The 20,021-nt window shown below is 68.4% G+C and carries 20 protein-coding genes; 12 read left to right on the top strand and 8 right to left on the bottom strand.

Features of this window, described 5'->3' with window-relative positions; genetic code table 11:
- Nucleotides 1-21: 21 nt before the first annotated feature.
- Both NVU01S_RS22640 and NVU01S_RS22635 read right to left on the bottom strand, forming a co-directional pair.
- Entirely contained in the window at nt 22-414 is a 393-nt protein-coding gene (locus NVU01S_RS22640; RefSeq protein ID WP_043665988.1) for a type II toxin-antitoxin system VapC family toxin, read from the bottom strand.
- Entirely contained in the window at nt 411-674 is a 264-nt protein-coding gene (locus NVU01S_RS22635; protein ID WP_029902130.1) for a type II toxin-antitoxin system VapB family antitoxin, read from the bottom strand. Before NVU01S_RS22635 ends, NVU01S_RS22640 begins: the two co-directional genes overlap by 4 nt.
- Before the next feature lie 151 nt (nt 675-825).
- Here NVU01S_RS22635 and NVU01S_RS22630 point away from each other — a divergent pair, with 151 nt between their 5' ends.
- From NVU01S_RS22630 to NVU01S_RS22620, 3 genes are all read left to right on the top strand, one after another.
- Entirely contained in the window at nt 826-1,443 is a 618-nt protein-coding gene (locus tag NVU01S_RS22630) for a CHAP domain-containing protein (protein ID WP_052280286.1), read from the top strand.
- Between the two features lie 221 nt (nt 1,444-1,664).
- Entirely contained in the window at nt 1,665-2,792 is a 1,128-nt protein-coding gene (locus NVU01S_RS22625; protein ID WP_043665981.1) for a hypothetical protein, read from the top strand.
- A gap of 216 nt (nt 2,793-3,008) precedes the next feature.
- Complete coding sequence (locus NVU01S_RS22620; protein ID WP_175068908.1) at nt 3,009-3,722, top strand: DUF1906 domain-containing protein; 714 nt, start codon at nt 3,009-3,011, stop codon at nt 3,720-3,722.
- A gap of 24 nt (nt 3,723-3,746) precedes the next feature.
- On the opposite strand, the gene NVU01S_RS22615 is transcribed toward NVU01S_RS22620, so the two are convergent.
- Both NVU01S_RS22615 and NVU01S_RS22610 read right to left on the bottom strand, forming a co-directional pair.
- Nucleotides 3,747-4,106: a hypothetical protein gene (locus NVU01S_RS22615; RefSeq protein ID WP_014987991.1), complete on the bottom strand. Its 360-nt coding sequence runs from the start codon at nt 4,104-4,106 to the stop codon at nt 3,747-3,749.
- 122 nt (nt 4,107-4,228) lie between these two features.
- Entirely contained in the window at nt 4,229-5,014 is a 786-nt protein-coding gene (locus NVU01S_RS22610) for an Rv1157c family protein (protein WP_041563091.1), read from the bottom strand.
- A gap of 274 nt (nt 5,015-5,288) precedes the next feature.
- On the opposite strand from NVU01S_RS22610, the gene NVU01S_RS22605 reads away from it, so the two are divergent.
- Nucleotides 5,289-6,554 (top strand): mannosyltransferase, encoded by a 1,266-nt coding sequence (locus NVU01S_RS22605; RefSeq protein ID WP_082031905.1) that lies wholly within the window; start codon nt 5,289-5,291, stop codon nt 6,552-6,554.
- A gap of 21 nt (nt 6,555-6,575) precedes the next feature.
- On the opposite strand, the gene NVU01S_RS22600 is transcribed toward NVU01S_RS22605, so the two are convergent.
- Nucleotides 6,576-6,872 carry a 4a-hydroxytetrahydrobiopterin dehydratase gene (locus NVU01S_RS22600; RefSeq protein ID WP_043665978.1) on the bottom strand — a complete coding sequence of 99 codons (297 nt, stop codon included), beginning with the start codon at nt 6,870-6,872 and terminating at the stop codon, nt 6,576-6,578.
- Nucleotides 6,873-6,967: 95 nt separating this feature from the next.
- Nucleotides 6,968-7,144 (bottom strand): hypothetical protein, encoded by a 177-nt coding sequence (locus NVU01S_RS44265; RefSeq protein ID WP_086006248.1) that lies wholly within the window; start codon nt 7,142-7,144, stop codon nt 6,968-6,970.
- A 153-nt stretch (nt 7,145-7,297) separates the two neighbouring features.
- On the opposite strand from NVU01S_RS44265, the gene typA reads away from it, so the two are divergent.
- The 7 genes from typA to NVU01S_RS22575 all read left to right on the top strand — a co-directional run bounded on the left by typA (nt 7,298) and on the right by NVU01S_RS22575 (nt 14,821).
- Nucleotides 7,298-9,196 carry a translational GTPase TypA gene (typA, locus tag NVU01S_RS22595; protein ID WP_043665975.1) on the top strand — a complete coding sequence of 633 codons (1,899 nt, stop codon included), beginning with the start codon at nt 7,298-7,300 and terminating at the stop codon, nt 9,194-9,196.
- 99 nt (nt 9,197-9,295) lie between these two features.
- A complete protein-coding gene (locus NVU01S_RS43515; RefSeq protein WP_156522230.1) occupies nt 9,296-9,580 on the top strand; it encodes a hypothetical protein in 285 nt (94 codons plus the stop codon).
- Nucleotides 9,581-9,928: 348 nt separating this feature from the next.
- Nucleotides 9,929-11,659: an ABC transporter family substrate-binding protein gene (locus NVU01S_RS22590; protein WP_043665972.1), complete on the top strand. Its 1,731-nt coding sequence runs from the start codon at nt 9,929-9,931 to the stop codon at nt 11,657-11,659.
- On the top strand, nt 11,659-12,534 hold the full coding sequence (gene mshB / locus NVU01S_RS22585; protein ID WP_043665969.1) for an N-acetyl-1-D-myo-inositol-2-amino-2-deoxy-alpha-D-glucopyranoside deacetylase: 876 nt from the start codon (nt 11,659-11,661) through the stop codon (nt 12,532-12,534). Before NVU01S_RS22590 ends, mshB begins: the two co-directional genes overlap by 1 nt.
- A 185-nt stretch (nt 12,535-12,719) precedes the next feature.
- Nucleotides 12,720-14,189, top strand: a complete 1,470-nt coding sequence (locus NVU01S_RS22580) for an amino acid permease (protein WP_043665966.1) — start codon at nt 12,720-12,722, stop codon at nt 14,187-14,189.
- Between the two features lie 45 nt (nt 14,190-14,234).
- Entirely contained in the window at nt 14,235-14,393 is a 159-nt protein-coding gene (locus tag NVU01S_RS44260; protein WP_014987983.1) for a hypothetical protein, read from the top strand.
- Nucleotides 14,394-14,419: 26 nt separating this feature from the next.
- The gene (locus tag NVU01S_RS22575) at nt 14,420-14,821 is read left to right on the top strand and encodes a hypothetical protein (protein ID WP_043666259.1); all 402 of its coding nucleotides are present in this window, start codon (nt 14,420-14,422) and stop codon (nt 14,819-14,821) included.
- A 5-nt stretch (nt 14,822-14,826) separates the two neighbouring features.
- Here the strand turns inward: NVU01S_RS22575 and NVU01S_RS22570 are convergent, their stop codons facing one another.
- Nucleotides 14,827-16,407: a PH domain-containing protein gene (locus NVU01S_RS22570; RefSeq protein WP_043665964.1), complete on the bottom strand. Its 1,581-nt coding sequence runs from the start codon at nt 16,405-16,407 to the stop codon at nt 14,827-14,829.
- Complete coding sequence (locus tag NVU01S_RS22565; RefSeq protein ID WP_052280284.1) at nt 16,404-16,901, bottom strand: PH domain-containing protein; 498 nt, start codon at nt 16,899-16,901, stop codon at nt 16,404-16,406. The genes NVU01S_RS22570 and NVU01S_RS22565 overlap by 4 nt, the downstream gene beginning before the upstream one ends.
- A 288-nt stretch (nt 16,902-17,189) precedes the next feature.
- Between NVU01S_RS22565 and NVU01S_RS22560 the strand changes: the two genes are divergently transcribed.
- Nucleotides 17,190-19,784 carry a bifunctional FO biosynthesis protein CofGH gene (locus NVU01S_RS22560; protein WP_052280283.1) on the top strand — a complete coding sequence of 865 codons (2,595 nt, stop codon included), beginning with the start codon at nt 17,190-17,192 and terminating at the stop codon, nt 19,782-19,784.
- The last annotated feature ends 237 nt before the right edge of the window (nt 19,785-20,021 follow it).

Raw genomic sequence — 20,021 nt, 5'->3', positions numbered from 1 at the left:
ACCACCGGGTTCAGCCAGACCTCAGACCGCGGATCTGATGTCGGTGTGCACGAAGTCGTTGCCCTTGTAGAGCAGCGGCTCCTTGGTGACGGTGGCGAGTGCGTAGGCGAAGCAGTCGCCGAGGTTGAGCTGGGCGGGATGCCCACTGCCCTTGCCGAAATCGCGGTAGGCGGCGCGGGCTACCGCAGCCTGTTCGACGGAGACGGGAGCCAGGTCGATATCTCCCTCGTCGATCAGGTCTGCGAATCGGCGACTCAGGATCGGATCGCGGCTGCGATCGACCTTGATCGCCACTTCGAAATGGTTGACCACCGACATCGAGCGGCTCTCCGCCGCGTCGAGTGCGTCGATGAAGTCCCCTCGCTCGGGCTCACTGCCGATGATGGCGAGTAGCGCGGATGCGTCGACGATCATGCGGGCATCCCCTCGTCGTCGTAGAGATCGTCGGTGGTGAGCACCGCCCGGGTCTGGGGTGTCATCCGTGCGTCGATATCGGACACGATCTCCCACAGGCGCTGCCTGCGGGTTTTCCGTGCCGCTTCACGCTCGGCATCAAGCTCTTTCAACATGCGTTTCAGTGCCTCCTCGATTACGCCGGTCTGCGTCAACCCCGTCCGCTCCGCTGCTTCACGCACCAAGGCGTGCACCTTCTCGTTCTTGATGTTCAGTCCCATTGTCTACCATTCTGTAGCGGGGTGCTAGAAAATCTACCTGAGGTACCCATGAAGCAGCAAATCGTTTTTCGCCGGGAACCGTTCGGTCCGCCCATTCGTAGAATTCGGCAAGGGTCGCGAACAACGGGACCGCGACGAACCGGGGGAATTGATGTCCGAACAGCAGATCGATGCCGTGGCTCGGCGCGGGCGCGTGCGTTTCTGGCTGGTGGCCGCGGTGCTCGCCGTCGCGCTACTGGCCGCAGGAGTGGTCGGTGTGCGGTGGTGGCAGGACCGCACGCACCCGCCCGCGATCGCGGGCGAGCGGCTCACCGCGTTCCCCGCGATCGATCGTTCGGCTCTCGACCCGACGCAAGCTCGGGTGATCGCGGTCGCGGAGCGGGAGTTCCGGTCGCCGGGCGCGGGGGAGAAGTATGCCGAGGGGGTGCGGGAACCGTGGTGTGCCGACTTCGTCAGCTGGGTGATGCGCGAGTCCGGCGTACCGCTGGCCAACCCGAATTCGGGCTCGTGGCGAATCCCCGGCGTCTACACCCTGCAGGAGTTCTACGCGGGCGCTGACCGATTCGTCCGTTTCGGCGACTATCGGCCGCGCACCGGTGACGTGATTCTCTACAGCGATGCCAGTCCGTTCAACCAGCACACCAACATCGTGCTGAAAACCGACGCGGACACCGTGACGACGTTGGGCGGCAACGAGTTCGGTGAAATCGGCCTGCATACGTTCCGGCTCGCGGAGGTGCCGGGGATCGTCGGATTCGGGCGGTTGTGAACGCCGCCGCGGCCACTGCGCGGCAACAGGCATTCCAGCAGGTGCGCAATTAGTTCTACGATAGAAGCGGCGGCGCCCGGCAGCGCCGTCGCCGGTCCCCGCCCTGTCTCCCCCTCATCGACAGGACGGGGATCTCGGGTTAAGCCGCGCGCAAGTTCCGGGCAATGTCGGTCGCGTACCGTGTCGGATGTCCATCGAGTGGTGAGGTTCCGGAACAACTGATGCAGCCGACCGACGAAACGAGCAGCGATCCCGAGTGGATCGACTACGCCGCCTTCGGCGAGCGCTTCGTCACGCACGCGGTGACGAAGGACCGGGTCGAGGCCGCGGTGGCCGGCGTGACCGGGCGCGGCATGACGATCGGGCCGTTCTCCCTCGGCCCCGCCGGGCTCGCCGGATTCGTCGCCGAGGGCAAGGTCGGCACGCCGGAGGTGCTGCACAGCGGCCCCGATGTCACGTTCGAGGTCACCGTGCCGGTGTCGTTGGCGCTGAAGGTGATGCTGGGCGGTAAGAAGCTGCGGCTCGAGGCGCGCGTCGAGGTCGACCTGACCCTGCACGCGCGCACCGCCGACCCGCTGCTGATCGTCATCGATATTCCGCCGATCACCCAGCGCGACATCAGCTTCGTGCTGCGGGCCCAAGCCGAGGATTCGGCGTTGGAAATGCTGCTCGATCCGATCGCGGGCCTGGTGCAGCGGGAGGTCGCGTCCCGGGTGAACGGCATGCTCGCCGATCCGCAGGCCCGTCGCGCGCGCGTGTTCGACGTGGAAGCGCTGGTGAGCGGAACCCGGTCCGAGTATCGGGAGCAGGCCGCATTCGACTGGATCGGCTACGACGAATTCGGGCACCGCTTCTTCTCCCGCATCGTCACCCGCGATCGGGTGCTGCACGTGGTGGAGAAGATGGCGGGACGGCCGATCGAGGTCGGCCCGCTCAAGACCGGGCCGCGCAACGCGGCGACGGTGACGGTGCGCGGCGCCATCCGGGTGCCGCAGCTGGCCGACAAGGCCGATACCCCACGGGCTTTCGACCTGACGCTGCCGGTCAGCCTGGACATCACCGTCGACGTGCTCAAGGCCAACCGCTATCGCGCCGACGTCGAGGTGCCGCTGGTGCTGACGGCGCGCGCCGCCGATCCGCTGCTCGTCGTCATCGACGTGCCACCGCCGGATCGGGACGAGATCCGGCTGGAGTTCAAGGCGCACGGCGTGCGCGCGGCCACGCTCGGCGCCCTGGCCGGCATCAAGAAGCAGGTCATCGCGCAGGTCGCCGGGGTCGTCGGTAAGGAGCTGGCGGACAGCTCCGGCCGGACCATCGACGTCGCGGCCCGCATCGACGGCACCGCGTAACCCCTGCTCGACCCACTCGAGCGTGTGACCAATGTGAACAGCTGTGTCCCGTGGGTCTAGCGGTTCCCCTGTGATTGTGGTGAAATGAGTGCACGTTCGAGGCTCCCGGCGCGCGGGTAAAGGTATGGGGAAGGTGCGCCGGGTCGGCCACGACGCCTGCGAAGGGCCGAGTGAGCACTGCCATCCATGGTCGGGGTTGCGCGAAGGAGTCCTGCGATGCGTTCGATGTCCCTGTCCCGCCGCCGCCTGTTCGGCTATGCCGCCGCCACGGCCGCGCTCGGGATGACTGCGGCCGCCGCGCCCGCCGCCGCACGGCAATCGCTCGGCACGCTGATCGACTACTCGGGCGGGGTGCCCTCGGCGCAGGGGATCAAGGAGGCCGGGCATCTCGGCGTGATCCGCTACGTCTCGGATCGCCGCCCCGGCGCGGAATGGATGATCGGTAAACCGTTGCTGGCCAACGAGGTCGACCAGCTGCACAACGCCGGACTGCACATCGTGTCCTGCTACCAGTTCGGCAAGGGGCCGACCGCGGACTGGCGGGGCGGCTTCGACGCCGGGATCAAGCACGCACAGCGTGGGCTCGAACTGCACCGCGCCGCAGGCGGTCCCGAGGGCGTGCCGATCTACGCGTCGATCGACGACAATCCGGATCCGGTCGAGTTCACCACGATGATCGCGCCCTACCTGCTCGGCTGGCAGGAGGTGCTCGGCCGCGAGAACACCGGCATGTACGCCAATGCGCCGACCATCGAGCTGGCCACGGCCGCAGGCCTGGCCACCTATTACTGGCAGCACAATTGGGGCACGCCGAAGGGCTTCGTGCACCCCGCCGCCGACCTGCACCAGTTCGAGATCGACAAGCGCTCGCTGGACGGCATCGGCATCGACCTCAACAACATCCTGCACGACGACTTCGGCCAGTGGTGACCGCTACGCGCTAATGAGGGCTGCCTAGGTCTGGCTGTGGGTGACCGGGGCGACGCGCAGGTCCGGTTCGTCGTCGGGGACGACGCGCAGCGCGGGCCGGGTATCGGGCGCTTCGTGGTCGCCGAGCCAGGAGAACAGCGACCAGCGCGAGAGCCCGGAGAACGCCGAGCCGAGACTGGTGAACGAGAACGAGGAGAGCGCCGAGCCGAACGACCCCACCGACCCGATCGAGAGCACCGAGCCGACACTGCCGATCGACAGGATCGAGTAGGCCGAGCCGATGGAGAGTATGGAGCCCTCGGACCGGAAGGACAGGATCGATCGATGGGAGCGCCTGCTCCGAATCGAGTGGCCGGGCCGTATCGAGTGTTCGATCGTCGCCATGGTTAGCGGTCTACCACATCGGGCGAGCAGGCACAGGTCATCGCGGCGTTTCGCCGCCGGGTTGGCACGGGAACGACAAAGGCGGCGACCCGGATGGGACGCCGCCTTCGTACTCGGAAAACCTATGCGACGGTGAAGAAGCCCAAGGTGGGCAGGAACGCGCAGGTGCGCGGTTCCGCGTCGGCGGCCTGGGTGGTCAGCGAACCGGAGATCACCGCGACGATCCGCCCGGCGCCGGTGTCGGCGATCGCGGACAGGGTGGCCGGGCCGCCCGGGTTGATCTTGGCCTCGTCGGTGAGCGGCAGGATGCCGGACTGGCGGGTGTCCAGGTTCATCCACTGTACCGACATCGGCGGGTTCTGTTCCGGCGTCGGCGATTTGGTGCCGAGCGCGGTGAACACGAAGCCGGCCTGGCCCGCCTTCGGTCCGGGCGGCGGCAGCTGCGCCGGGCCCGCGACGGCGAGGGCGGTACCGACGGAGTCGGCGGTCGGGCCGATGCAGCCCTTGCCGATGGTCGGGTAGAGGAACTGGGCGATGACCGGACCCTCCTGCGGCAGTTCGGGGCCACCGCCGCCGCTGCCGTCCAGGAAGGTGATGATCCGCTCCAGCGTGGACTTGATCTGCGGGGGCAGGCCCAGTGTCGCCAGCAGCCTGCGGGCCTGATCGAGGATGGCCGACTGCGGACCGGCCGCGATATCGGCGGGCCCGGCGATCGAGCCGACGATGGCGGGGGCCAGGGCGGCGAGCGCGTCGACCGGGACGCCCTCGGGGACCATGGGCACGGCGTTCGGAGTCGCCGCAGGCGCGGGCGCGGGCGCGGCGACTGCTGTCGTCGGCGCGGCAAGCGTGGCGCTCACCGCAATGGCGAGCGCGGACAATGCGATCCGCGATCCTCGGGTGCGAAGCACTGGTCTAGCCGTCCTTACCTCGGGTACATCTGGGTCGATGCTGAAAAGCCATCGTTTCGGGGGTCACTCTAGGGACATCACGGCTATGTGTACAGCGGCAGTGCCCTACAGGTCGTGCGGACGATCAGTGATATCAGACGGTAGCGCGTGAAGGATGTTACTGGTGTGAAAGGTGATGCAAATGTTATCAGTGATTCGAGGTCGGAGCAGCACAGATCGACGCTGCGGTTAATCTAATCCGAGCCATCCGTTCTTGTCGCCGAACACCCGCATCATGCGAGTGTCGGGCCGACGCACCGTACCCGAGTCGAAAGCCTGCGATTTGAACCGTCACCTTCGATGGGCCGTGCTCGCGCTCGGCCTGTCCGTGTTGGCCAGGCTGTGCTGGATGTTGTTCACCGAGAACGGAAGCAACGTCGTCGACCTGCACGTCTACGTGGACGGTTCGGCCGCGCTGCTGACCGATCGGCTCTACGACTTCACCTACGCGGAGAAGACGCCGGACTTCCCGCTGCCGTTCACCTATCCGCCTTTCGCCGCGCTGGTCTTCTTCCCGCTGCACTATCTGCCTTTCGGCGTCGTCTCGGTGGGCTGGCTGCTGGCCACCGTCGCCGCGCTCTACGGCGTGGTGCGTATCGCGATCGAGCTGATCCTCGGCGCGGAGCGCGCCCGCGAGTGGCAGACCGGCGTGGTCGGTTGGACCGCGGTCGGGGTGTGGATGGAGCCGGTGCGGACCACCATCGACTACGGCCAGGTCAACGTGTTCCTGGTGCTCGGCGCGATGCTCGCGGTGCGCAGTTCGCGCTGGTGGATCTCGGGTGGCCTGGTCGGCATCGTCGCCGGGATCAAACTGACTCCGGCGATCAGCGGCCTCTATTTCGTCGCGCGCCGACGCTGGGCCGCCGTGGTCTGCTCGGCGCTGGTGTTCGGGGCGACGGTCGGGCTCAGTTTCCTGATCGCGCCGCACGAGGCCCGGCGCTACTTCGGCACCCTGCTCGGCGACGCCGATCGGATCGGGCCGGTCGGCTCGGTGTGGAATCAGTCGCTGCGTGGCGCGCTGAGCCGGATCCTCGGCTACGACGTGCAATCCGGGCCGTGGTGGCTGGCGGGGGTGCTGGTCGTCGCGGTGCTGGCGGTGCTGGCGTGGCGGGCGCTCGCGCCGGACGACCGCATGGGCACGCTGGTGCTCGTGCAGTTCTTCGGGCTGCTCGTCTCGCCGATTTCCTGGTCGCACCACTGGGTGTGGCTGGTGCCGACGGTGCTGTGGCTGCTGTACGGGCCGCTGCGGGAGGTCCGGGGCGCCAAGCTCATCGCGGGTTACTGGCTGGTGACCACGCTCATCGGCGTGCCGTGGGTGCTGTCGTTCTTCCAGGATTCGATCTGGACCATTCCGCGCCCGGCCGTGCTCGCCTGGCTCGGCACGGTGAATGTGTTCGGCGCGCTGGTGCTGTTCGTCTGGGTGATCTGGACGGGGCGTGACCGGACCGAGCCGGCGGCGCCGGCGGTGACGACGGCCGAAGGGCAGGCGCGCGCCGCGTAGCCACGGCGCGCGCTCGCGGACTCAGCCGAGTTCGCCCGCCCGCCGATCGATCTCGCGCGCGAGATCGATGTCGAGCACGGTGAGCCCGCCGGAGTCGTGGGTGGACAGCGCGAAGGTCACCTTGCGCCAGCGGATGTCGATATCGGGATGATGGTTGGCGTCCTCGGCCGCCGTCGCGACCTGCCGGACGAGTTCGATGCCCGCGAGGAAGCTGGGCGCTTGCACGGTACGGCTGATGACGGCACCGTCTCTGGACCATTCGGGGAGTCCGGTCAGGGCCTCGGCGAGTTCGGTCTCGGTCAGCAATGGCTTGCTCATAACCCGGTTCTACTCCTGTGCGCGAAGTGATGTCCGTCATTGCGGGACAGACCGGGTGCGACGCGGTGGGCGGGGCGGCCGAGCCGCGCGTGGGGTCAGGCGGCGCGCGCCACCTTGAGCGCCTTTTTCAGGTCTTTACCGCAGATGCCTGCGGCTTCGCACTTCTTCATCCGCATAATGACCACAGGGCATTTCAGGCAGCGCGTCTTCTTGCGACAGCACTTCTTCTTGGGTTTCAGGCGCGAAACCTGCTTTGCTTTGACCTTGCCCACGCCGGTTAGCATACCCTAAGTCGAGTGCCTGAAACTCTGCGGTGAGCCGGACACAGGTACTGTATAGACGGCCGCAATGCCCGGTGAGTTTCGATTCTCCACCTGTTTGCAGGGGTCGGCCGGTACCTACACCTAACAGCAGGAGGATTCAGCGTGTCGTCTGCGCGCGATTTTCGCAACGTCGCCATCGTGGCCCACGTCGACCACGGTAAGACGACGCTGGTCGACGCGATGCTCCGGCAATCCGGCGCGTTCGCCGAGCGAGCCGAACTCGTCGACCGCGTGATGGACTCCGGTGACCTGGAACGCGAGAAGGGCATCACCATTCTCGCGAAGAACACCGCGGTGCACCGGCACCACCCGGACGGTTCGGTCACCGTGATCAACGTCATCGACACCCCCGGACACGCCGACTTCGGCGGCGAGGTCGAGCGCGGCCTGTCCATGGTCGACGGTGTCGTGCTGCTGGTCGACGCCTCCGAGGGCCCGCTGCCGCAGACCCGGTTCGTGCTGCGCAAGGCACTGGCCGCGTCGCTGCCGGTGATCCTGGTCGTCAACAAGACCGACCGCCCGGACGCGCGGATCGAGGAGGTCGTCGAGGAAAGCCACGACCTGCTGCTCGACCTGGCCTCCGATCTGGACGACGCCGCCGCCGAGGCCGCCGAACTGGCCCTGGACCTGCCGGTGCTCTACGCCTCCGGCCGGGAGGGCAAGGCGTCGAAGGAGCGTCCGGAGAACGGCAACGCGCCCGATGCGGAGAACCTCGACGCGCTGTTCGACGTGCTGATGGAGAACATCCCGGCGCCCAAGGGCGATCCGGCCGCGCCGCTGCAGGCGCACGTCACCAACCTGGACGCCTCCGCGTTCCTCGGCCGCCTCGCGCTGGTCCGGATCTACAGCGGCGAGCTGCGCAAGGGCCAGAACGTCGCGTGGATGCACGCCGACGGCGTCAAGCAGGTGAAGATCACCGAACTGCTGCAGACCGTCGGCGTCGAGCGCCAGCCCGGCGAACTCGCCGTGGCGGGCGATATCGTCGCCATCGCGGGCATCCCGGAGATCATGATCGGCGATACCCTCGCCGACCTGGAGAACCCCGTCGCGCTGCCGCGCATCACGGTCGACGAGCCGGCCATCTCGGTGACCATCGGCACCAACACCTCGCCGCTGGTCGGCCGGGTGCAGGGGCACAAGCTCACCGCGCGCATGGTGAAGTCGCGCCTGGACCAGGAACTGGTCGGCAACGTGTCGCTGCGCGTGCTCGACATCGGCCGCCCGGATGCCTGGGAGGTACAGGGCCGCGGTGAGCTGGCGCTGGCCATCCTGGTCGAGCAGATGCGCCGCGAAGGCTTCGAGCTGACCGTCGGCAAGCCGCAGGTGGTCACCAAGCAGGTCGACGGCAAGGTGCACGAGCCCTACGAAGAGCTCACCATCGACTGCCCCGACGAGTACCTCGGCGCGATCACTCAGTTGCTCGCCGCCCGCAAGGGCAAGATGGTCCAGATGACCAACCACAGCGCGGGCTGGGTGCGGATGGAATTCATCGTCCCCTCGCGTGGTCTGATCGGTTTCCGCACCGACTTCCTCACCGAGACCCGCGGCACCGGCATCGCCAACGCGGTCTCGCACGGCTATGCGCCCTGGGCGGGCGAGATCCGGGCCCGGCACACCGGCTCGCTGGTCTCCGACCGCGCGGGCTCGGTCACCCCGTTCGCGATGATCCAGCTCGCCGACCGCGGGCAGTTCTTCGTCGAGCCGGGCGCGGACACCTACGAGGGCATGGTGGTGGGCATCAACCCGCGCGCCGAGGACCTGGACATCAACGTCACCCGCGAGAAGAAGCTGACCAATATGCGCAGCTCCACCGCCGACGTGATGGAGACCCTGGCCAAGCCGCTGCAGCTCGATCTGGAAGGCGCGATGGAGTTCTGCGCCGGCGACGAGTGCGTCGAGGTCACCCCCGAGGTGGTCCGGGTGCGCAAGGTGGTGCTCGGCGCGACCGAGCGCGCCCGGGACCTGTCCCGCCGCAAGGCGCGGGACCGCGCCGCGCTGTAATCGTTTCCCGGGCAACGGGATTCCGGCCGCCGCAGCACGCCTGCGGTCGCCGGAATCCTGTTCGCCGAATACCCGCCGGACCGTCACGGATTTTCGGCGGTGGTCGGCCGAGTTGAATTCTCCGGAAATTCTGGGCAGCCGATCGGATCAATTGAGCAGGCGTTGCCCGCGAAACCTTTTCGCTGCGCGGATATTCCGCAGCAACCCGTGTCTACGGTGCGAATACGACGGTTGATTGTTGTCGAGTTCTATATGCGGGAGCCGCTTATTCGGGCGGCGCGAGCGTTCGTGTTCCAGGAATTACCCGGCCGCGGCAGTTTCGTGTTCGGGGAGGATGCGTCGCGCCGGCGGACCCCGCGCGGTGACGGTGGCTTCCTGGCCTGACACGGGGTGACGACTCGCCCGGCACGTGTGGCTGCCGCTGCCGAACAGATCGTCCGGGCCTGGCCGCGGTAGCGAATATCGGACGGCCCGAACCGAAGTCGCGGCCGAGTAATGCGAATGCCGAATGTTTGCCCCGGTGCGCCCCTCGGGCAATTACCACGCGTGGTCGTAGATCTTATGCACGCATTGTCGCTATCCGGCCGGGTCGGCGTTGCCGGGATTCCGGTAGACCGGTGCGGTAGAGTCCGCAGGCGTGAAAGCGGGCGTAGAAAAAGGTGCGAAGCGGCTCGGCGCGGTAGCGTGCGCAGCGTGAGCCCGCGGCGGCACCGGAGTACGGCGTGGCGCGTGATGCTGCTGGTCATCACGGCGTCGCTGACGGTGTTCGCCGGGTGTACCGCGAATCCGCCGCCGCCGATCGAAAGCACCGACAGCCCGAAGACCACGCTCGCCAAACCGGGTAAGAGCACCGTGGTCGTCGCGATCGACACCATCGGCATCGGCTTCAACCCGCACCTGCGTTCGGATCAGTCGCCCGCCACCGCGGCGCTGGCCTCGATGGTGCTGCCCAGCCCGTTCCGTCCGGTGCCGAGCCCGGTCGCGCCGGGTGTCACCGACTGGGTGCCCGACACCTCGCTCATCGCCGCCGCCGACGTCACCGCGCAGGATCCGTTCACCATCACCTACACGCTGCGCAACGAGGCGAACTGGTCCGATGGCGCGCCGATCGCCGCCGAGGATTTCCAATTCCTCTGGCAGCAGATGATTTCCCAGCCGGGCGTGGTGGATTCCGCGGGCTACCGGCTGATCTCGGACATCGACTCGGCCGACGGCGGCAAATCGGTGACCGTGCGGATGCGGGAGCCGTATCCGGCGTGGCGGCAACTGTTCACCAACCTGCTGCCCTCGCATCTGATGAAGGACTCGCCCGGTGGTTTCCAGGACGGCTGGGTCAAGCGCATCCGGGTGTCCGGCGCGCAGTTCCTGATCAAGAACATCGATCCGCAGCGCGAAGAGATCCTGCTGGAGCGCAACGCGCGGTTCTGGGGCACCCCGGTGGCGCCGGACGAGATTCTGCTGCGCCGCGGCGGAACCCCGGCCCAGCTGGCGGAATCGTTGCGCACCAACGACGCTCAGATGAGCCTGGTGCACGGCGGTGTCGCGACCCGGGCCCAGCTGGCCGCCATCCCGTCGGTGCGCACCGCGATCATGCCGCAGTCGCGCGTGCTGCAGTTGGCGCTCAACGGACGAACCGGCCCGGTGAGCGATATCCGGGTCCGCCGGGCCGTGCTCGCGCTGCTCGATCCCGCGCTGCTGGCCACGGTCGGCGCGCAAACCGGCGGCTGGGTGGATCCGATTCGCGCGCAGATACTTTCGCCCTCCGACCCGGGCTACGGTCCGACCGAACCGCCGCGCCTGCCCGCCGAGGAAGCGTTCGCGCTGCTGGCCGAGGCGGGCTACGGCCGCGCGCCGGAACCGCCGCCGGTCAATTCGCCGACCTCGCCCGCGCCGACGCCGCGGCCGATCGCGAAAAACGGTAAGTCGCTGACCATTCGGATCGGCGCGGTGGAGGGCGACCTCACCGCGATCGCGGTGGCCAACACCGCCGCGGACCAATTACGCAGTGCCGGAATCGATGCCACGGTGCGCGGGATCGCGGCCGACGAGCTCTACGGGCGCGAACTGGTCGAGGGCAGCACCGACGCGATCGTCGGCTGGGAGAGCGCGGGCGGCGATCCGGCCACCGTGCTCGCGTCCCGATACGGTTGCCCGCCACCGGAAGCCACCGCCGGCGGCACCACCCCGTCGGCCACCGCGCCGGAACGCCGGGCGCCCGCCAACCTTTCCGGTGTCTGCGATCCGAGCCTGCAGGGGCCGATCGACGAGGCGCTGCGCGGGATGGATCCGGGCCGGGTGCTCGCCGAGGCCGAGCCGAAGTTGTGGGCCTTGGCCACCGTGCTGCCCATCGTCCAGGACAACGTGGTGGCCGCGGCGGGTCCGCGGGTGGACGGCGCCTCGCTCAACGGCAGCATCCAGGTCGGCATCTTCGGCGACGCCGGACAGTGGCGGAAGATCCAGTGATGGGTGGTCTGCTGTTGGTGCACGCCCATCCGGACGACGAGACCATCACCACCGGCGGCACGATCGCGCACTATCGCCGTCGCGGTGTCCCGGTCACCGTCGTGACCTGCACGCTCGGCGAGGAGGGCGAGGTGATCGGGGACGAGTGGGCCCAGCTCACCGCCGAGCACGCCGATCAGCTCGGCGGCTATCGCGTGCTCGAGCTGAACCGGGCGCTGGCCGCGCTCGATGCCGGGCCGCCGCGGTTCCTCGGCGGTGCGGGCCACTGGCGCGATTCCGGGATGGCGGGCACGCCCGCGGCGCAGCAGCCGCGCGTGTTCGTGCAGTCGGGCGCCGAGGCGGTGGACGCGCTGACCGAGGTGCTGCTGGAACTGCGGCCGCAGGTGGTCGTCGGCTACGACCCGAACGGCGGCTACGGCCACCCGGATCACATTCGCGCACACCAGATCACCACCGCCGCGGTGCACGCGGCCGCCGATCGCGGCTGGGACACACCGAAGTTCTACTGGACCGTCACCGACGCCGACATGCTGCGCCAGCACACCGCCGCTTTGGCCAAACGCACCGTGGACGGGCTGCCGGGCCGCTTGCCCGCGGGTTGGCGCCTGCCCGCCGAGGGGGAGTTGGCCGCGGTGCCGAGCCATACCGTGACGACCACGATCGACGTGTCGGACGCGCTCGCCGCCAAACGCGCGGCGCTGCGGGCTCATGCCACGCAGGTCACCGTGGCGCCCTCGGGCCGGGAGTTCGCGCTGTCCAACAATGTTGCTCAGCCGGTACTGCCGGAGGAGTGCTACGTCCTGGTACGCGGTCGGCGGGGACCGGTCGGTTCGGATGGCCGCGAACATGATCTCTTCGCCGGGCTCGATCACTGAACTTCCGTCGATGGCGACAGACCGTCGCCGTATCTCGTGCCGGATTCGACCGGAATCTCCGAATCGTGCTGGAATGGCCGCTGAGCTGCGCTTATCTGTAGCCTGAGGGTTGCTGTTACCTCGATCTCGCACGCCGGGTACCGTTCCCGTGATCTCAATCATCGATGTGGAGGGCGAAGCGGTTCATGACAGCGGTCGGTGACAGGGCGCACCTCAGCATCGAAGACGACGGCTATCACAAGAGTCTCAAGCCGCGGCAATTGCAGATGATCGCGATCGGCGGCGCGATCGGCACCGGTCTGTTCCTCGGTGCGGGCGGCAGGCTGGCCAACGCCGGACCGGGACTCTTCCTCGTCTACGGTGTCTGCGGATTCTTCGCGTTCCTCATCCTGCGCGCGCTCGGTGAACTCGTACTGCACCGGCCCTCGTCCGGGTCGTTCGTCTCCTACGCGCGTGAGTTCTTCGGCGAGAAGGCCGCATTCGTGGCCGGCTGGATGTACTTCCTCAACTGGTCGATGACCGGCATCGCCGATACCACCGCGATCGCGCAGTACTTCCACTACTGGTCCAGCTTCAGCAGCATTCCGCAGTGGCTGCTCGCGCTCATCGCACTGGTCGTGGTGCTCAGCATCAACCTGATCTCGGTGAAGTGGTTCGGCGAGATGGAGTTCTGGGCCGCGCTGGTCAAGGTGTTCGCGCTGAGCGCGTTCCTGATCGTCGGCACGATCTTCCTGATCGGGCGTTTCACCGTGCAGGGCCACCCGACCGGACCGAGCGTGATCGCCGACAGCGGCGGCCTGTTCCCCACCGGCGTCCTGCCGCTGGTGGTTGTGGTCTCCGGCGTCGTCTTCGCCTACGCCGCGGTCGAATTGGTGGGCACGGCGGCGGGTGAGACGGAGAACCCGGCCAAGATCATGCCGCGGGCGATCAACTCGGTGATCGCGCGGATCGCGATCTTCTACGTCGGTTCGCTGGTGCTGCTCGGCCTGCTGCTCCCGTACACGGCCTACACCGCGAAGGAGAGCCCGTTCGTCACCTTCTTCACCATGCTCGGCGTGCCGGGCATCGGCAGCGTGATGAATCTCGTGGTGCTCACCGCCGCGTTCTCCAGTCTCAACGCCGGTCTGTATTCGACCGGGCGCATCCTGCGGTCGATGTCGATGAACGGCAGCGCACCCAAGTTCACCGGTGTGATGGGGCGCAACGGCGTGCCCTACGGCGGCATCCTGTTGACCAGCCTGATCGCCCTCGTCGGCATCGCGCTCAACGGTGTGGTGCCGGACCGGGCGTTCGAGATCGTGCTGAACATGGCCTCGCTCGGCATCGTCGCCTCCTGGGCCACCATCGTGCTGTGCCAGTTGCAGCTGTGGCGCTGGGCCAAACAGGGCAAGGTGAAACGGCCCTCGTTCCGGATGTTCGGCGCGCCCTACACCGGACTGCTCACGCTGGTGTTCCTGTTCTTCGTGGTGGTGCTGACCGGTTTCGACTATCCGGTGGGCACCTGGACCGTGGCCTCGCTGGTGATCATCGTCCCGATGCTGATCGTCGGCTGGTTCGTGGCGCGCAAGCGGGTGCTGTCCATCGCGCAGGAGCGGATGGGGTACACCGGTGAGTTCCCGGTGGTCGCCAACATCCCGATGGACGGCGAGAAGTGATCATGCCGGTCCCGCCCGCCGGGCCGCCGGAATAGACTCGCTGCCATGTACAACTGGTCGGTCCAGGACGCGATCGCCGCGTTCGTCGAAAGCATGCGGCCGAACTGGCCCGCGCAACACGAGCTGTATCTGTCCGTGCTGCACGGGTTCGTGGAGATGCAGAGTCATCTGCTGACCCTGCTCGGCTTCCCGCCGGTGCCGTGAGGCCCGCCGTCGACGACCACGCTGCCGTGGCATCCGCGACCGAATCGAGCGGTGCCGCCGCGCTACCGCTGGTCCCGATCATCCTCGTCGTCCTGGTGCTGGACGCCTTCCTCACGCTCGCGCTGGAGGTGCTGTACCTGCCCGCGTATCTGGGCACGACCGCCTTCCCGGTGACCGGGGTGCTGGCCGGGTTGGTGAACGTCTTGCTCGTGCTCGGCGCGCGGTCGGTCTCCACCCGGACCGCGGCGATGTTCTTACCGTTGGGCGCCTGGACTTTCGGGTTCCTCGTCTGCGCGAGCACCGGCCCGGGTGGTGACATCATGCTGGCCAGCGATTGGCGCACCGTGCTGCTGCTGTTCTGCGGTTTGGTGCCGCCGCTGGTCTTCGTCTACCTGCGCGTCAATTCGGGGCTGTTCGCCCAGCGCTGACCCGGTCAGCCGAGTTGACCCGGCGTCACCGCCTCGATCAACGGCCAGGCTTGCTCGATCGGGATATCGATGACGTGATAGCGCTTCTTGCCCGCCGCGGTGGCGGCCACGACGGTGGCGACGCCCGCGCGCCGCTGGAAGAAGCTCTGGCGCACGGTCCAGCCGATCACGCCCGGCGCCTCCAGGCAATCGCGGTCCCGGTCCAGTGCGCCGGAGCGGGTGATCAACCAGGTTGGGCTGGTTGCGGTTTCGGGCAGCACGGTGTGGCCGAGGCCGCGATAGCGGTCCTGCGCGAGCGGGACCGCGACCAGGGCCAGCAGCACCGGCACCAGCCACCACCACGGCGAGAACTGTGCGCCGGTCAGCGCCACGGCCGCCATGACGACCGCGAGTACGGCGACGGGCGCGAGTGCGCGGGTGAATCGCCTGCGCCGCGCGACCGGTCCGTGCGCACGCAGCGGCGCACTGCCCGGATCCGGGGTGCCGCCGGCGACCGCGGGGCCGATCGGCTTGTCCGCGAACGTGTCCGGGGCGAGCAGGTGTCCGAGGGTGTGTTCGATCGCCGCACGCGGCGCCTGCGGCAGGATCTTCTGCCGTGGGTTCTCGCCGACCATGATCGCCTCGAGTTCGGCGGCACCGGACAGGCGCAGCAGCAGCGGTTCGTTCACCGTCGCGCCGCGGAAGCGGGCCAGGTCCAGGGTGATCTGGCGAGTGGTGAACAGGCCGTGCCGCAGGTGCAGCGTGCGCCCGTCGTCGAGCACTTTCAGGCCGAAATACGTGGTCAGATACCGGGCGCAGGCCGCGAGGCTGACCACGGCCACCACCAGCACGAGCAACACGAACACACCGAGGGCGAGTACCACCGCGCCGCCGTTCTCGACCCGCTGCACCGTGTCCGACCGGACCAGCAGCTGCCCGATGCCGTACTGGAACGCGATACCGACGATCGGTGCGATGATCGCGAAACCGGTCAACGACAGCGGCGCGTATCGGACCCACTGCGGCTGCCAATGCGCGATCTCCTGCGCGGGTCGTGCGTCCTGCGCGTCGGTGACCGGTCCGTCGGCGGAAAGCTGTTGTCCCGCATCGTGATACGCCAGGTCACCGGCGGTGCCACCCGCGGCGGTGTGCGCCAGCAGCGCGGTGCGCAGGTCGGGAACCAGGCGTGCGTCGAGCGCGTCGAGTTTGAACTTCTCGCCCGAATCCGCTTGCTGCCCGGTACCGATGGCCAGCACGGCGAGGCCGAGCAGCCGATGCAAGAGGTCGGCCTCGATATCCACCGAGCGGATCCGCGACCGCGGCACCGACAGCTTCTTGCGCTGGATCAATCCGGTGCGCAGCTCGACATGGGTCGGCCCGACCCGGTAGGTGGTGGTGAACCAGCGGGTGAGTGCGAACCCGACGATCGCCGCCAGCGGAATGACGCTCCACACATGGTTGCCGCTGCTGGTGCCGAGGATCACCGAGCCGATCAGCACCGGGATGAACTTCACCACCTCGGTGACGGGGTGTACCAGCAACATTCGCTTGTCGAGCCGGGACCACGGCTGATCCGTCTCCGGTGGGACGGCCGCGACGTCGGTCATGTCGCGTCTCCGCGGTGCTGTGCGGCGATCCGGGTCAGCCGGGTCACCGTCTCCTCGGCGACCGGGAGATCGAGCGCGGAGATCTGCACCGCGCCCGCCGACGACGCCGTGGTCACGGTGACCGTCGCCAGGCCGAGCAGGCGCTCGAGCGGGCCGCGTTCGGTGTCGACGGTCTGTACCCGGGAGATCGGCGCGACCCGGCTCTCCTGGCTCAGCCACCCGACCCGGGTATACACCGCCTCGTCGGTGACCTCCCAGCGGTGTACCGCGTACCGCCACCACGGCACCACCACGATGTTCAGCACGGCGAGCGCGAGCGTCACCAGGAACACCACGAGTTGCCAGCCGCGGTGGGCCGAGTCGAGCACCGCCCACACCAGTTGCGCCGCGAACGGCACCACCCAGGCGAGCACGGCCTGAACGGTCCACAGCAGTTTCGCCTTGGGACTGGGACGCCAGGCCGGATCGGCCATGATCGTGCGCGGCAACGACATGGTTGCCATGGTTCCATGCCGGACGCCGGATCGGCGTGCTACCCGGAGCGGAATTGCCGCGTGGCACAGCCGTTGCCGCCCCCGTGACAGGAACTTGTCGGTGACCGGCAGCGGGTCCGGACGCCGGAATACTGTGATGCGGAGCGGGGTTGTCTTCGCTCAACGGCTTCGGAAGGAGACAGGTCCGGATGGTTAGCGCATGATCGAAACCGTGACTGAGCGTAGCGAAGGAACCATAGGCACCGCACGACCCGCCGCGGTCGCCTCGAGCGTCAGCGAGGCCAAGCCGTGACGGAACTGCCGAACCCGAGCATCCCCACTCCGCCGCCCTCCCCGTCGGCCATGCGGCGCGCGCTGCGCCGGGCGCGCGACGGCGTCACGCTGAACGTGGACGAGGCCGCGGTGCTGCTGCACGCCACCGGCGACGACCTGAAGGATCTGAGCAACAGCGCGGCCCGGGTGCGCGACGCGGGGCTGGAATCGGCGGGACGGCCGAAGACGATCAGCTACTCGCGCAACGTCTTCATCCCGCTGACCAAGTTGTGCCGGGACAAGTGTCATTACTGCACCTTCGTCACCGTCCCGGGCAAGCTGCGCGCCGAGGGCAAGGGCATGTTCCTCGAGCCCGACGAGGTGCTCGACATCGCGCGCCGCGGCGCCGCGCTCGGCTGCAAGGAAGCGCTGTTCACGCTGGGCGACCGCCCCGAGGACCGCTGGCCGGAGGCCGCGCAGTGGCTCGACGAGCGCGGCTACGACTCGACGCTGGACTATCTGCGCGCCGTTTCGATCATGGTGCTCGAGGAAACCGGCCTGCTGCCGCACCTGAACCCGGGCGTGATGTCGTGGGCGGAGATCTCCCGGCTCAAGCCGGTCGCGCAGTCGATGGGCATGATGCTCGAGACCACCTCGACCCGCCTGTTCACCGAGAAAGGCAACTGCCACTACGGCAGCCCGGACAAGGATCCGGCGGTCCGGCTGCGCGCCATCACCGACGCCGGCCGGCTCTCGGTGCCCTACACCACGGGCATCCTGGTCGGCATCGGCGAATCGCTGCTGGAGCGGGCCGAGTCGATCATGGCGATCCGCAAGCAGCACAAGGCTTTCGGGCATATCCAGGAAGTCATCATCCAGAACTTCCGGGCCAAGGACGACACCGCGATGCGCGACGTGCCGGACGCGGGCATCGACGAGTTCCTCGCCACCATCGCGGTGACCAGGCTGCTGCTCGGCCCGGATGTGCCGGTGCAGGCGCCGCCGAACCTGGTGTCGCTCGAGGACTGTCTCGCGCTGATCGACGCGGGCATCGATGACTGGGGCGGCGTCTCGCCGGTCACGGTCGATCACGTGAATCCGGAGCGGCCCTGGCCGAACCTGGACACGCTGCGGGAGATCACCGAGGCGGCCGGTTACCAGCTGGTCGAGCGGACCTCCGCGCACCCGAAGTACGTGCGCGCGGGCAGCCCGTGGATCGATCCGCGGATCGGCGTGCACGTCGCGGCGCTGAGCGATCCGGCGACGGGCCTGGCGAACCCGGACGCGATGCCGGTCGGCCTGCCCTGGCAGGAGCCGGACCAGTCCTGGGAGTCCGCGGGCCGGGTGGATCTCAACACCTCGATCGATACCGAGGGCCGCAACACCGAGAGCCGCAGCGATTCGGCGCTCGGCCAGGATGTGGTCGGCGCGTTCGGCGACTGGGACACGATCCGCGAACAGGCGCGCGACCTGGCCGTCACGGCACCGGAACGGCTCGACTCCGACGTGCTCGCCGCGCTGCGCGCCGCCGAGCACGATCCGGCCGGGCTCAGCGACGCCGACTACCTGGCCTTGGCCACGGCCGACGGCGCGAACCTGGAGGCCGTCGCGGCGCTGGCCGATGAGCTGCGCCGGGCCGCGGTCGGTGACGACGTCACCTACGTGGTGAACCGGAACATCAACTTCACCAACATCTGCTACACCGGGTGCCGGTTCTGCGCGTTCGCCCAGCGCAAGGGCGACGCGGACGCGTTCACGCTGAGCATGGACGAGGTCGCGGACCGGGCCTGGGAGGCGCACGTCGACGGTGCTACCGAGGTCTGCATGCAGGGCGGTATCGATCCCGACCTGCCGGTCACCGGCTACGCCGACATCGTGCGCGCGGTGAAGCAGCGGGTGCCCTCGATGCACGTGCACGCCTTCAGCCCGATGGAGATCGTGAACGGCGCGTCCCGCGGCGGGCAGAGCATCCGGGACTGGCTGGTCGCGCTGAAGGAGGCGGGCCTGGACACCATTCCGGGCACGGCCGCCGAGATCCTCGACGACGAGGTGCGCTGGGTGCTCACCAAGGGCAAGCTGCCCACCTCGGCGTGGATCGAGGTGATCACCACCGCGCATCAGGTCGGGCTGCGCTCCAGTTCGACGATGATGTACGGGCACGTGGACAACCCGAAGCACTGGGTCGGACATCTGCGGGTGCTGCGCGGAATCCAGGACGAGACAGGCGGTTTCACCGAATTCGTGCTGCTGCCGTTCGTGCATCAGAGCGCCCCGCTGTACCTGGCCGGCGCGGCCAGGCCCGGCCCGACGAACCGGGACAACCGCGCCGCGCACGCGCTGGCCCGGATCATGCTGCACGGCCGGATCGACAACATCCAGACCAGCTGGGTGAAGCTCGGCACCACCGGAACCCGGGTCATGCTCAACAGCGGCGCCAACGACCTCGGCGGCACGCTGATGGAGGAGACGATCTCCCGGATGGCGGGCTCGCAGCACGGTTCGGCCAAGACCGTCGCGGAGCTGGTCGATATCGCCTCCGGGATCGGCCGTCCGGCCCGCGAGCGGACCACCACGTACGGCGTTCCGCAGCACAAGGTTTCGGCCCTGCCGTTGTCGGTGGGCTCGGCGTAGGCTGTTGCTGACGGCGTCCACCGGCGATAGCCGAGACCCGGTGTGGCGATCGAAGTCGGATCGTGGCCGATCCGCCGCAACCCGGCGGATCGGCCTGATCCGAGGGGGAACGGACCCGCTCCCACGGGGGACGCCTCCGCCAGCGGCCCGGTTCGGCGGGTGGATTCGCGCACCAGCAGTGGCGTGCGGAACATCAGAAGTTAGGCAAGGCTGACCCGGAGTAGCGTGGGGTGTCCG

Origin of the sequence: Nocardia vulneris (genome assembly GCF_001613425.1) — a bacterium.
Classification (GTDB): domain Bacteria; phylum Actinomycetota; class Actinomycetes; order Mycobacteriales; family Mycobacteriaceae; genus Nocardia; species Nocardia vulneris.
This window is presented reverse-complemented; position numbering and strand designations above follow the sequence as displayed.